Raw genomic sequence first — 12,979 nt, 5'->3', positions numbered from 1 at the left:
CGTGCGGTCACGAGGCGACGGTCTGCAGCAGTTCCTCGCGGGTGGTGCCGCGGAGGGTCGGCCCCGCTCCCCCGAGGTGCAGGGCCAGGGCGAACAGGGCGACCGGGGAGGCGCTGTCGCCGACGAACGCGGCCCCTTCCGTCACCACCCCCGGCACCCGCACCGTCAGCAGGTTCAAGACGATTCCGGCGGTGCGGGCCGGCGCCAACGGAGTGGCCGGCGGGGCGGTCACGGCCCGCGCGAGTTTCGTCCGGGGACCGCCGGATCCCCGCCGCCGAAGGCGAGCAGCACCCGCAGCGGTTTTCCCGGCGCGGCCGCGGCGCCCGAGGGGCCGGAACCGACCGGTGTGCCCGGGGTGGGGCGTGGGCATCATGGCGCTACACACGACAGGGGGGTGGGTCATGACCGTGCCCGCGGGGGGACGACCGTACGAGATCCATGAGGACGGCCCGGGGAGCATGATCCTCGCCTCGCTCCTCGCCGGGGCGTTGGGGGTGGGGACGTTCTGGGCCTGGACGCCCTGGGAGCAGGAGTCCCTGTTCGCCACCGTCTTCTTCTGGGGCTGGGCGGTCCTGTGCCTGCTGTTCGGGGCCGTGGGACTGCTGTTCAGCGTGCGCGCCGCGTTCGTTCCGGCCTTCCGCGCGGACGGCGACGGGGTTCGCTTCGGCCGGTTCCGGGCGTCCTGGCCGGAGATCCGCGAGATCGTGGTGGGAACGGTGACCGTCCACGTGACGAACTGGGAGGACATGCGCAAGTCCGGGGACAGACAGCGGCGGGTGGTGTGGGTGATCCTGCACACCGACCTCCAGTACGAGTTCCAACACCCGCTGACCTCCGAACAGCCCGCCCTGGCCGACATGCGCCGCGCGCTGTCCGCGCACGCCGGCGCGACGCCCGTCTCCCGCTCGGACACGGTGGTGCGCCGCACGACCTGGCAGGGCTGAGGGGGCGCCCTCGCGGCCGGCGGGCTTGACCCTGAAGCGCGGGTCAGGCGTTGGCGTCCGGCCCTCGCCGCCCTGGAGGAGCCGCTCGTGGAACCGGGCTGCGCGGCCGGAGCGGCCCCGGGCCCGTAGGGTGGGGCGATCATGAGCGAGACGACGCCCGGGGCGACGGTCCCCGAACCGGTCCCCGCCCCGTCCGGCCGTGCGGTGCCGCCCCGATTCGCGGTGGTGCTGCGGACGCCCGCCCGCGCCGGCGAGCCGCTGTTCGCGCGGGCGCCCAAGGCCTGGCAGCGGATACTGCCCCACGTCGTCGTGGCCGTCTTCGTGCTGTCGCTGATGCCGGTGACGATCGCCGTGTTGATCAACGTCTACGGGGCCGGCGGCGGCTGGGCCGGCGCCCTCGGCGTGGCACAGACCGTGCCGCTGCTGCTCGCCGTGACCCGGCCGCTGCCCGCCTGGGGCATCGTGTTGAGCGCCGACGTCGTGGGTGCGGTGGTGCTGACCCACGCCGACGGGCTGGCCGGGCAGGGTTGGCCGTGGCCGCCGATGGTCATCGTCGGCTATCTGGTGTCGATGGTCTGCCTGGGACTGCGCGAGTCCGTCCGGAACCTGGTCGCGGTGTGGCTGGTGACCGGCGCGGTCGGAGGGGCCCTCGAGCTGCTCCGGCCCGACGGGGTGACCACCACCACCGCGCTCCTGTTCATCCTCGCCGGCGCCGTCCTGGCGCTGACGGGTGCGCTGCGCGGCCTCGGGGACGCGCAACAGCGCATCGTCGAACAGCAGGGCATCAGCGAGGCCGAACGGGCCCGCCGCACCCTGCTGGAGGAACGGGCCCGCATCGCGAGGGAGTTGCACGACGTGGTGGCCCACCACATGTCGGTGATCACGGTGCAGGCCGACTCCGCGCCGTACCGGCTGCCCGGCATGGCGGACCCGGTGCGTGAGGAGTTCGAGGCGATCGCGGCGAGCGCCCGCGAGTCGCTGGGCGAGATGCGCCGGCTGCTGACGGTGCTGCGCGGGAACGGCGACGGACCGGGCGGGGAGCGGGCCCCGCAGCCCGGCATCGACAGGCTCCAGCAGTTGGTGGAGGCGACCGTGCGGGCCGGGCAGCCGGTGCGGTTGTCCCTGGCCGCGGGCGCCGCCGAGGCCGCGCCCCCGGCGGTGGACCTGTCGGCGTACCGGATCGTGCAGGAGGCCCTGGCCAATGTGGTGCGGCACGCTCCGGGCGCGCGGGCCCACGTCTCGGTGACCCTCCACACGGACGAGCTGCTCGTCCTGGTGGTCAACGGCCCCGCCCCCGGGGCCGGGCCGGCCCTGGAGACCTCGGGGACGGGGCACGGCCTGGTGGGGATGCGGGAGCGCGTACGGTTGACGGGCGGCACGCTGGACACCGGCCCGCTCCCGGACGGTGGCTTTCGGGTCGCCGCCCGCCTGCCCCTGAACGAGACAGCCGAGGAACCGAGTTGACCATCCGCGTGATCATCGTCGACGACCAGGCCATGGTGCGGGCGGGGTTCGCCGCGCTGCTCTCCGCGCAGGCCGACATCGATGTGGTGGGCGAGGCTCCCGACGGCCGGGAGGGTGTGCGCGTCTCGCGGACGGTGCACCCCGACGTGGTGCTGATGGACGTGCGGATGCCGGAGATGGACGGGCTGACGGCCGCCCGCGAGCTCCTCGATCCGCCGCGGGGCGTGGTGCACCGCCCGAAGGTGCTGATGCTGACCACCTTCGACATCGACGACTACGTCTACGAGGCGCTGCGCGCCGGCGCGTCCGGGTTCCTGCTGAAGGACGCCCCGCCGGCCGACCTGATCGCGGCGGTCCGGGTGGTCGCCTCGGGCGAGGCGCTGCTGGCCCCGTCGGTGACGCGGCGATTGATCGCCGACTTCGTCCGGCGGCGGCCGGCGCCGCGCAAGGATCCGGCGCTGCGGCTGACCGGGCTGACCCCGCGTGAGACCGAGGTGTTGGAGCTCATCGCGCGCGGGCTGTCGAACCAGGAGATCGCCGGGCATCTGGTGCTGGCGGAGCAGACGGTGAAGACGCACATCGGCAAGGTGCTGTCCAAACTGGACCTCCGGGACCGGGCCCAGGCCGTGATCTTCGCCTACGAGGCTGGGCTGGTGCGTCCCGGCGCCGGCGCCTGATCGCGGGCGACGCCTCTCCTCCACCCCCTACCGGGGTATGACATCGGAGTTGGCTCCACGGTCGGACGTGCCGGCCGGTACCTCCTTCCTACCTTCCTCCTCGTCACGAGGAGAGGAGAAGGGGCATGCGCCGCTTCGGAAGGACACTGGTCACCGCCGCCGTCGCGGTGGCCGTGGTCGCGGGGACCGCGGGATGGGCTTCGGCGGACAGCCAGCGGGCGGTCACCGGCCCGCCGCCGGGCGCCGACGCCTGGCGGGCCGACAGCGTGTCCGGCCGGCGGTTGCCCGACCCGGCGGGCGCCCCGCCCCGGGAGGTCGCGGCGTTCTTCGCCGGGCTGGACGAGGCCGGGCGGCGGCGGCTCTTGGTCCGCCACCCCCTGGTGGTGGGCAATCTGGAGGGTGCTCCGCTCCCTCTGAGGTACGAGGCCAACCGGCTGGCGGTCCTCGCGACGGGCGACGCCCGGTTCGCCTCCCTGGCGGGACCCGGCCGCCGCATCCTGGCCTTCGACCCGCGCGGCCGGGGTCAGGTCGCGGAGGTGTTCGGGGATCTGGAGCACGCGGCGCACGTGTCGGTGATCGTGCCGGGCTCCGACAACGACGCGACCGCGTACGACGCGCGGCGCACGCCGCACACCGGCCCCGCCGGGATGGCGCGGGCGCTGCGCGCGGCGGCGGCCGGGGACACGGCCGTCGTGGCGTGGACCGGGTACACCACCCCGGTGGGGGTGGGGCTGGACGCGGCCGACGGGCGGCTGGCGGAGGTCGGGGCGGTCCGGCTCGCCCGGTTCACCGCCGGGTTGGACGCGGTGGGCGCGCCGGACCCGGTGCTGTTCTGCCACAGCTACGGCTCGGTGGTGTGCGGGCTCGCGGCCCGGCACACGGACGCGAGCGACGTCGTCGTGTTCGGTTCCCCGGGGATGCGGGCGGGGACGGCCGCCGGGCTGGGCACGACGGCGCGGGTCTGGGCGGCGCGCGGCCCCTCCGACTGGATCGCGGACGTACCGAACGTGGAGGTCGCCGGCATCGGACACGGCGCCGACCCGACGTCCCCGGCGTTCGGCGCCCGCCGGATCCCCGCCGGCGACGTACGGGGTCACACCGGGTACTTCGCCCCGGGCACCCGCTCGTTGGCGGCCTTCGCGTCGATCGCGGACGGGGTGGCCCGATGAGCGTGACGACCTCGCTGCGGGCGACGGCGCACCGGATCGAGGCGCGCACCCCCGCCCACCGGGATCGGGCGATCGACGGGCTGCGCGCCCTGGCCCTGCTCGCCGTGCCGATCGGGCACTGGATGCTGGGCGGTCTGACCCTCGACGGCGAGGGCGCGCTGCACAACGCGAGTCCGCTGGCGACGTTCGGCGGCCTGGCCCCGGCCAGTTGGGTGCTGCAGATGCTCGGCGTCTTCTTCCTGGTGGGCGGGTACGCGTCGGTGCTGTCGTTCCGGCGTCGCGAAGGCTCGACCGTGGCGTGGCTGAGGGGGCGGATCGTCAGGCTGGGGCGGCCGGTGCTCGGGGTCACCGCGGTGTGGGCGTTGGCCGCGCCGGTGGCGTACGCGGCCGGGGTGCCGGAGACGACGCTGCGGACCGGGGCGACGTTGGTGGTCCAGCCGCTGTGGTTCGTGGGCGTGTACGTGGTGGTCACCGCGCTGACCCCGTACTGCGTGCGGGCGGCGCGCCGGCTCGGAGGCTGGGCGGCGGCCCCGTTGTTCGGGTCGGTGGCGGTGGTGGACTTCCTGCGCTACGGGCCGCTCGCGGACTCGGTGCCGTCCTGGGTGGCCCTGGTGAACATCCTGCCGGGCTGGCTGTTCGCGTACCAGTTGGGGGTGTCCTGGGGCGAGCGGCGCGTCGACCGGCGCGGGGCGTGGCTGCTGCTCGTCGGCGGGTCCGCGGTGTTCGCGGCGCTGCTGACGGTGTTCCACTACCCGGCGTCGATGGTGGGCGTGCCGGGTGAGGCACGGACCAACTCGCACCCGCCGTCGCTGCTCGTGCTCGCCCTGGCGGCGGCCCAGTCGGGGGCGGCGATCCTGCTGCGGGACCGGCTGGCGCGGGTCCTCGCCCGGCCGGCGCTGTGGGCGCCGGTCGTCGTCGTGAACCTGTGCGCGATGACGGTCCTGTGCTGGCACCAGACGGCGATGCTGGCGGCGGCCGTGCCCGGTTCCCTCCTCGGCGGGGCGGGCGGACTGACGACCGCCCCGGACAGTGTGGGGTGGCTCCTGGCCCGGGCGTCGTGGTTGCCGGTCTTCGCCGCGCTGTTGGTGGGGATCGCCCGGTACGCCCGGCGGTTCGAGGAACCGTGGACCGGGGCGACCGCGGTGCGGCGGACCGCGGCGGGCCTGCTGGCGGCGGGCTTCGCGGTGTTCGCGCTGGGGCTGGCCTAGGTGGTTCCGGATCATGTCGGGCCGGGCGGAGGGAACCGGTCATGTTCCCGGACGATCCGGTGTCGGCGCGAGGGGCTGTCCCGCGTCGGAGCGGCGCGAGCCGCAGGCCCCGCCGACGTCGGTCGAGGGCACCCCGGCCAACACCCCCGAGGGTCTGCGCCTCGCGCGGGCGGTCGGCGATCAGGGGCGGGGGGCCTTCGCGGACGTCTACGCGACGCGTGTCACCGATCACCCCCGGGCCGGGTCGCGTTGTGCGTCACGGACCTGGCGCGGGTTCGCCTGTTGGTGGAGGCGGCGCACCGGGCGGACGCCGGCGCCGGTCCGGGCCGGGTCGGTCTGCACCTGAGCCCGTACAGCCGGCGGGCGCTCGGCGAGGCGAGCGGGAGGCTCTGCCGGATCGAGGCGCGACTGTCGAAGGCCGCGGGCGGCATCCCCGTGACGGTGCGGGAGGGCCGGCAGGTGCTTCCGGCCGTCGGATGGACGGACGGCCCGGCCGTGGGCCGGGCCGGGCCGAGCGTGCGGGCGTGCGCGTCAGGCGATCGAGGCGGCGACGATCGCCGCCACGGCGAGGTTGCAGGAGGCCGTGACCCAGACGGCCGGGTGCGGCTCCGGGTCGACGACGATGGCGCCGAGCTTGCCCGGGGTCACCAGGTCCAGCACCAGGAAGGCCACGGCCATCAGGACCAGTCCGAGCACGCCGAACGCGGCGGTGGACAGCAGGCCCTTGCCGAAGTCGTCGTACGTCGTCCAGATCGAGGTGAAGACGATCCCGCCGATGCCGAGGAGCGCGGAGCTGAGCAGGAGCGCGGCGTTGCGGTTGCGCTCCTCCCAGATCTGCTTGGGGAGCTTCCCGGGCGTCAGCACGTCCACCAGGACGATGCCGAGGATCAGCAGGACCAGGCCGAGGGCGCCGAACGCACTGGTGCGACCAAGTCCATTGATGATGTCGCTCATTGAGAAGCCTGTCTCCGGGTGGGTAGGAAGGGGAGGGCGTGTCCCGCCGTGTGGGTGGCCGAATCTATCGCACGCCCCGGCGGCGGACCATGGGGAGGTCAGGAAGTGGCAAAGCTCAGGGCGGCGCGGGCCGACGAGGCCGGGGAGCTGTCCGCGCTGGTGCTGCGGTCCAAGGCGTACTGGGGGTACGACGAGGGGTTCCTGGCCGGCTGCGCCGAGGAGCTGCGGGTCCGGGCGGACGAGGTCGGGACCCGGCGGATCGTCGTCGCCGAGGACGCGGACGGGACGGTGCGGGGGCTCGCCTCGCTGGAGGGGGATGCCGCCGGCCCCACGTCGCGGCTCGGTCTGCTCTTCGTGGATCCGGCGGTCATCGGTCGGGGCGTCGGGCGCCTGTTGTACCGGGACGTGCTGCGCCGGGCCGTCGCCCTGGGTGCGCGCCGGCTGCTGATCGACTCCGATCCGCACGCGGCCGGGTTCTACCGGGCGATGGGCGCGGTGCCCGGGCCGGGGGCCCCGCGGGGGCTGGTCCGCTTCGAGGTGGCGCCCGTCCCGCTCGCGGACTGGGCGCGGGCGTGGACGGGCGGGGGGCCTTCGGTGCACGTGGGCAATGTCGCCGAGTTCAACGCGCAGTTCGGCGACCCCTCGCTGGACCGGGAGCAGCGGGCCGCGCACCACTACGCCTGCCTGGCCGCCTTCTACGGTCCGCGGCCGGCCGCGCTGGTGCTGCCGCTCGCGGTGTCGGCGGGCTGGGCGCGCCTGGTCGGACGGCAGTTGGAGTGGGGGGAGGTGGAGGTGTACGACGCGCTCGCGCAGGCGGGTCCCGGTCTGTCGGACGCCGTACGGTCCCGGCCGGCGCTGGCCGCGCGGCTGACGCGGGGCGCGCCGGTGCTCGTCCCGTGGGGGCTGACGGAACCCTTCGGGCGGCTGTCGGGGCGGCCGTGGCGGGCCCGCGACCTGCGCTACGAGTCCAAGTCCGCGGCGCACGCCCTGTTCGGCCGGATCCTCGCGGCCGGGGGCCATCCGGGGATCAGGTTGCCCGGGCAGTGGCGGGCGGCGGGCCGCCGGCAGGCGGTGCGGCTGCTGTCGGCCCGGGTGGCGCGCGGCGAGAGCAGTGTTCTGAAATCGGAGCACGGCGTGGGGGGGTCGGGCACCACGTACGCCTCGCCCGAGCGGGTGCGGGCCGCGGGCGGGGTCCGTGCGCTGGTCCGCGGGCTGCCCCGCGGCCCGCTCCTGGTGGAGGAGTACGTGTCCGGTCCGGCGGGGGCGGACGGCCCGGGTGATCTGACGTACGACGGATTCGTGGACGGCGCGGGGCGGGTCCACACGGTCGGCGGGGCGGTGATGGACGTCGTCGGCGGGGGCTACCGGGGTGCGACGGTCGGCCCCGGGGTGGTGCCCGCGGCGGCGCGGGGGCCCCTGTCGCGGTTCGGGGCGGCGGTGGGTCGGGAGTTGGCGGAGGCCGGCTACCGGGGCTGGTTCGACGTGGACTTCGTCGTCGACGGGGCGGGGCTGCTGGCGCCGACCGAGACCAATCTGCGGCTGACCGGGCCGTCGGCCGCCTTCATGGTGGCGGCCCGGCTCGACGCGCTGCGCGGCGCCGGGCACCTCGTACGGATCGTGGACCGGGTGGAGTTGGGGGCCAGGCTGCCGGTGGCGCAGGCGGACGAACTGTGCGCGGACCTGGCGCGCGGGTGCGCGGCGCTCGGGGCGGTGTTCGTTCCGGCGATCCCGACCGGGGCCGGCGATCCGGCGCCGTGGCTGGGCGTGTTGGTGGCCGCGCACGGCAGGGAGGCGCTGGACGCGGCGGAGGCGCTGGTGCGGGCCGAGGCACGCGGGATCGGGAAGGCGCTGGGTCTCGACGCGCCCGACGGGCCGCCGTCCGGGCCCGGATGGGCCGCCGACGCGGACGGGTCCGCGTCGGCCGAACGGTCGGGTATGTGGTTCAGTCGTCGAAGTCGAACGCCGAGGCGGGTTTGCGGATGACGTAGGCGGCGACGATCGCCGCGGCGATCATCAGGGGGACGTTGAAGGCGTAGACCAGGGCGGCCTGGCGGGGCAGGTCGCCTTTGGCCGCCAGGCGGTAGAGGTTGTCCTGGGGCCACCAGGCGACGAGCAGGTAGACCACGGCCAGGTGGGCGGCGGTGGTGATGCCCGCACCGCGACCCTGTTCCCGCATCCTCGGACGGCCGGTGAACAGGAACATCAGGCCCGCGCCGAAGGCCAGGCACTCGCACAGGTAGAGGATGAAGAACAGGGGCGCCCAGGGGGCCGGTACGCCGCCGAGCTCGGTCGAGCCGGGCCAGAGCACATCGGTGAAGATGAGCGCCATGACGCCGAGAACGAGAGTTCCGCAGCCGGTGGCGCAGCCGGTCGGGCACTCCGTGCCGCCCGCCGGGGCCGCGTACTTGCCGCCCGTCCTGCGGATCGGCGTCGCCGGGTCGGTCAGCCGGGGCGGGCGCGGCAGGGCGGTCCGGTCCTCCTGCCCCGCCGGGTTGCGCGGCAGGGCGCGCAGCCTGACCACCGTGCGCGGGATCCGCTCCTCGGGCACCTTCCCCCGCAGGTGGTCGCGGAGTTGATCGGAGTCGGGCAGGTCGCCGCCCGGCAGCCAGGTGCCCCCGCCGGGCGGTGGGCTGATGTACGCGACGAGTCGTCGCGCCCCCGCGCCGACCTCGATCTCGGCCACGAGGGCGGCGCCGATGTGTGCGTGGGAGCGGATCAGGGCTTCCAGGGGGTGGGGGTCGAAGGGACGGCCGTCGAGGGGGATCCGGTCCCGGAGCCGGCCCCGGAACTCCCACAGCCCGTCGGGGCGCGCGCGGGCGAGGTCGCCGGTGGGGACCGCGTCGCCGCCGTCGGGCGGACCGAGGTACAGCTCCCCCTCCCGGAGTTCGGCGCGGCAGCCGGGGAACGGGGTGCCGAGCAGGGAGAGTTCCTCGGGCGCGTCCAGCGGGCCGGGGAGTTGGGACAGTTCGAACCAGGTGCCGATGCCGGCGGTCTCGGTGGAACCGTAGACGTTGAGCACCCGACCGCCGGGGCGCAACCGGGCCTGGAAGTCGGCCTGTTGGTCGAGGTGGAGCCGGTCGCCCGTGACGTGGAGCAGGCGCACCGACCGCGCCGCGTCGTCGTCCTGGCGGGGCAGGGGCACCCCGGGGCGGGGGACGAGGAGGGTTTCGCGTTCGGGCAGGAGCAGGCGGGTCGCGCCCGCCGGATCGGTGTGCACGACGGTGACCCGTTCGGCCCCGACGGCCGCCCGGATGGTGTCGGGCGTCCACGGGCCCCGGTCGGGGAGGACGAGGGAGCCGCCCGAGCACAGGGCCCGGGTCCAGCCGGTGGTGAAGGGGGTGACGTCGGACCCGCTGGTGATCAGGTGCCGGTCCTCGGGCGTCGGCCGGGCCACCGCGCTCCAGGCCTCGTGGGCGGCGAGCAGCAGGGCGTGGGTGAGGGCCGCCGCGCGCGGCTCCGCCGCGCCGGTGAACTGGAGCAGCGCGTCCCGGGCGCGGGAGCGGGCGGGAGGTTCGCCGGACCGCTGGTTGATCGCGCCGGCTTCCGCGCCGAGGCGGATGAACCGCAGGCCACGGCCGTCGTCGAGGCGGGCCTGGTGGGCGGCGTGGGCGAGGACGGCGAAGGGTTCCAGGGTGGCGAGCCGGCGCGGTCCGCTGCCCGAGGTCTCCACGTCGAGGACGACGTACGTGCCGCCTGCCTTCAGGGTGGCGAGCAGGGCGACGAGGATCTCGCTCTGCCGGGCCGTGCCGATGGCCACGAGCCCGCCGGGCGGCAGACCGGCGGCCAGGAGATGGCGGGCCAACCGGTTGGCCCGGACGTCGAGTTCCCCGTACGTGAGGGCGCCGGGGACTGCGGTGACGGCGCGGGCGTCCGGGGTGTCCCGGGCCCACTGTTCGAAGTGGTCGAGGACGCTGTCGGCTGCCGGGCGGGAGGGGCGGGCGGACGGAACGGACTCTGATCCCTGCGTCATCCCCCGATGATGCCACCGCCCTCCGACAACGCACGAGGGTCTCCAAAGTCCCTCGTGTGAGGGGAGGTTGGCGCCCATCCAGGGCACGTGAAGGACGACGGCTTGACCTCAAGTTTGGTTGAGGTCATAACGTTCGCGTCATGGACATGGAAGTCACCGCCTGGACCTCGCTCCACAGCGCGATCAACGCCCAGCAGGACCGTCGCCCGCTCTCCCGGGCGAGCCTGCGGCGAGTCGCCGCCTTCGCCCGCCCGCACCGCCGCGGGCTGACCCTCTTCCTGCTGCTCAGCGTCGTCACGGCGCTGCTCGCGGTCGCCACTCCCCTGCTCGCCAGCCGCGTCGTGGACACGATCGTCGGGGGCGGGGAGAGTGCCCGCGTCACCCGGCTCGCCCTGCTCATCGCGGTGATCGCGGTCGCCGAGGCGGGGCTCGGGCTGTTGACCCGCAAGTTGTCGTCCACCCTCGGCGAGGGGTTGATCCTGGACCTGCGGACGGCGGTCTTCGACCACGTACAGCGCATGCCGGTCGCCTTCTTCACCCGCACCCGGACCGGAGCCCTGGTCAGTCGCCTCAACAACGACGTGATCGGGGCCCAGCGGGCCTTCAGCAACACCCTCTCCGGGGTGGTGTCCAACACCGTCACCCTGCTGCTGACCCTCGTCGTGATGCTGAGCATCTCCTGGCAGATCACCCTGCTGGCGCTGGTCCTGCTCCCGGTGTTCGTGCTGCCGGCCCGTCGGATGGGCACGCGCATGGCGGCCATGCAGCGCGAGGCGTCGACCCTCAACGCCGCGATGGGCACCCAGATGACGGAACGGTTCTCCGCGCCCGGCGCCACCCTCGTCAAACTGTTCGGCCGGCCCGCCGACGAATCCGCCGAGTTCGCCGCCCGCGCGGCCCGGGTGCGGGACATCGGCGTCCGCACGGCGATGGCCCAGTCCGCGTTCATCACCGCCCTCACCTTGGTCTCGGCCCTGGCCCTCGCGCTGGTCTACGGGCTCGGCGGGTACTACGCGCTGCGCGGCACCCTGGAGGCCGGCTCCGTCGTCGCCCTCGCCCTGCTGCTCACCCGGCTCTACTCCCCGCTGACGGCGCTCGCCGGCGCCCGCGTCGAGGTCATGAGTGCCATGGTCAGCTTCGAGCGGGTCTTCGAGATCCTCGACCTGAAGCCCCTCATCGAGCAGAAGCCCGACGCCGTGTGCGTGCCGGAGGGCCCGGTCGCGGTGGAGTTCGATCGGGTGTCCTTCGGGTACCCCTCCGCCGAGCGGGTCTCGCTGGCCTCCCTGGAGGAGGTCGCCACCCTGGATGCCCGGGGCGGCACCGAGGTGCTCCACGAGGTGTCGTTCCGGGCGGAGCCCGGGCAGATGATCGCCCTGGTCGGTTCCTCCGGCGCCGGCAAGTCGACGATCGCGCAGTTGCTGCCCCGCCTGTACGACGCGGACGCGGGCGCCGTGCGGCTCGCCGGCATCGACGTACGGGACCTCACGGCCGACTCGATCCGGGCGACCCTCGGCATGGTCACCCAGGACGGCCACCTCTTCCACGAGTCGGTGCGGGCCAACCTGCTGCTGGCCCGGCCCGAGGCCGCCGAGGAGGAGATCTGGGAGGCGCTGCGCCGCTCCCGACTGGACGGGCTCGTCGCCTCGCTGCCCGACGGCCTCGACACCGTCGTCGGTGAACGCGGCTACCGGCTCTCGGGCGGTGAACGGCAGCGGCTGACCATCGCCCGGCTGCTGCTGGCCCGTCAGCGGGTGGTGATCCTCGACGAGGCCACTGCCCACCTGGACTCCACCTCGGAGGCGGCGGTCCAGGAGGCCCTCGCCGAAGCACTGGCCGGTCGGACCGCCGTGGTGATCGCGCACCGGTTGTCGACCGTGCAGGCCGCCGATCAGATCCTGGTGGTGGAGGAGGGTCGGATCGTGGAGCGGGGTACGCACGCCGAGCTGCTGGCGGCGGGCGGGCGGTACGAGGAGCTGTACCGGACCCAGTTCGCCTCAGAGGACACCGGGGACGCCGAGGACACCGGCGGCGCCGGCGACACCGGGTCCGGCGGCCCCACCGCGTCCATCGGGGCCGGCGGTGCGGCCGAGGCCGGCAGGGCGGTCGCGGTCGCGCCGGGCGGCGGGACGGCCGCCCCGGGCGCATGATGCCGGAAGGCCCGCGGTCCGGGGCCGCCGCCGATCGTGGAGGTCGTGATGGACATCAAGCTGGAGCTGGTCGCCGTCCCCGTCACCGATGTCGACCGGGCCAAGGCCTTCTACGAGAAGATCGGCTTCCACGCCGACCACGACGTCACGGTCAGCGAGGAGATCCGCTTCGTCCAGCTGACCCCGCCCGGATCGGCCTGTTCGATCGCGCTGGGCAAGGGACTCACCCGGATGGTCCCCGGCTCCTTGGACAACATGCAGGTGGTGGTGGCCGACATCGAGGCGGCCCACGCCGACCTGCGGGGACGGGGCGTGGAGGTCACGGAGGTCCAGGACATGCCCTGGGGGTCCTTCGTGTACTTCTCGGACCCGGACGGCAACGGCTGGGCCGTCCAGCAGACGAAGCCCCGTACGGCCGCCGGCTGATCGCCGCCGGCGACTCTCCC

At 74.8% G+C, this 12,979-nt stretch carries 11 protein-coding genes; 8 read left to right on the top strand and 3 right to left on the bottom strand.

Annotated elements, in window-relative coordinates; translation table 11 throughout:
* Window positions 1-7: 7 nt before the first annotated feature.
* On the bottom strand, window positions 8-232 hold the full coding sequence (locus ACIRO3_RS19565) for a hypothetical protein (protein WP_404138236.1): 225 nt from the start codon (window positions 230-232) through the stop codon (window positions 8-10).
* A 169-nt stretch (window positions 233-401) separates the two neighbouring features.
* Between ACIRO3_RS19565 and ACIRO3_RS19560 the strand changes: the two genes are divergently transcribed.
* The 5 genes from ACIRO3_RS19560 (at window position 402) to ACIRO3_RS19540 (ending at window position 5,462) form a co-directional block, all read left to right on the top strand.
* A complete protein-coding gene (locus ACIRO3_RS19560) occupies window positions 402-944 on the top strand; it encodes a hypothetical protein (protein WP_365999790.1) in 543 nt (180 codons plus the stop codon).
* A gap of 141 nt (window positions 945-1,085) precedes the next feature.
* Window positions 1,086-2,408 carry a sensor histidine kinase gene (locus tag ACIRO3_RS19555; RefSeq protein WP_404138232.1) on the top strand — a complete coding sequence of 441 codons (1,323 nt, stop codon included), beginning with the start codon at window positions 1,086-1,088 and terminating at the stop codon, window positions 2,406-2,408.
* The gene (locus tag ACIRO3_RS19550; RefSeq protein ID WP_361775940.1) at window positions 2,405-3,085 is read left to right on the top strand and encodes a response regulator transcription factor; all 681 of its coding nucleotides are present in this window, start codon (window positions 2,405-2,407) and stop codon (window positions 3,083-3,085) included. Before ACIRO3_RS19555 ends, ACIRO3_RS19550 begins: the two co-directional genes overlap by 4 nt.
* Before the next feature lie 125 nt (window positions 3,086-3,210).
* On the top strand, window positions 3,211-4,254 hold the full coding sequence (locus ACIRO3_RS19545; protein WP_404138229.1) for an alpha/beta hydrolase: 1,044 nt from the start codon (window positions 3,211-3,213) through the stop codon (window positions 4,252-4,254).
* Window positions 4,251-5,462: an acyltransferase gene (locus ACIRO3_RS19540; RefSeq protein ID WP_404138227.1), complete on the top strand. Its 1,212-nt coding sequence runs from the start codon at window positions 4,251-4,253 to the stop codon at window positions 5,460-5,462. Before ACIRO3_RS19545 ends, ACIRO3_RS19540 begins: the two co-directional genes overlap by 4 nt.
* Window positions 5,463-5,993: 531 nt before the next feature.
* Here ACIRO3_RS19540 and ACIRO3_RS19535 read toward each other — a convergent pair.
* Window positions 5,994-6,416 (bottom strand): DUF350 domain-containing protein, encoded by a 423-nt coding sequence (locus ACIRO3_RS19535; RefSeq protein ID WP_328929280.1) that lies wholly within the window; start codon window positions 6,414-6,416, stop codon window positions 5,994-5,996.
* A gap of 105 nt (window positions 6,417-6,521) precedes the next feature.
* On the opposite strand from ACIRO3_RS19535, the gene ACIRO3_RS19530 reads away from it, so the two are divergent.
* Window positions 6,522-8,399 (top strand): GNAT family N-acetyltransferase, encoded by a 1,878-nt coding sequence (locus ACIRO3_RS19530; protein WP_404138224.1) that lies wholly within the window; start codon window positions 6,522-6,524, stop codon window positions 8,397-8,399.
* Here the strand turns inward: ACIRO3_RS19530 and ACIRO3_RS19525 are convergent.
* Window positions 8,359-10,386, bottom strand: coding sequence for an AMP-binding protein (locus tag ACIRO3_RS19525; protein WP_404138222.1), 2,028 nt, complete (start codon window positions 10,384-10,386; stop codon window positions 8,359-8,361). The genes ACIRO3_RS19530 and ACIRO3_RS19525 overlap by 41 nt on opposite strands.
* A 140-nt stretch (window positions 10,387-10,526) precedes the next feature.
* On the opposite strand from ACIRO3_RS19525, the gene ACIRO3_RS19520 reads away from it, so the two are divergent.
* Window positions 10,527-12,533, top strand: a complete 2,007-nt coding sequence (locus ACIRO3_RS19520; RefSeq protein ID WP_404138219.1) for an ABC transporter ATP-binding protein — start codon at window positions 10,527-10,529, stop codon at window positions 12,531-12,533.
* Window positions 12,534-12,581: 48 nt separating this feature from the next.
* The gene (locus tag ACIRO3_RS19515; RefSeq protein ID WP_361775921.1) at window positions 12,582-12,959 is read left to right on the top strand and encodes a VOC family protein; all 378 of its coding nucleotides are present in this window, start codon (window positions 12,582-12,584) and stop codon (window positions 12,957-12,959) included.
* Window positions 12,960-12,979 lie beyond the last annotated feature (20 nt).

The organism is Streptomyces sp. NPDC102278, from assembly GCF_044766345.1.
Taxonomy (GTDB): Bacteria; Actinomycetota; Actinomycetes; order Streptomycetales; family Streptomycetaceae; genus Streptomyces.
This window is presented reverse-complemented; position numbering and strand designations above follow the sequence as displayed.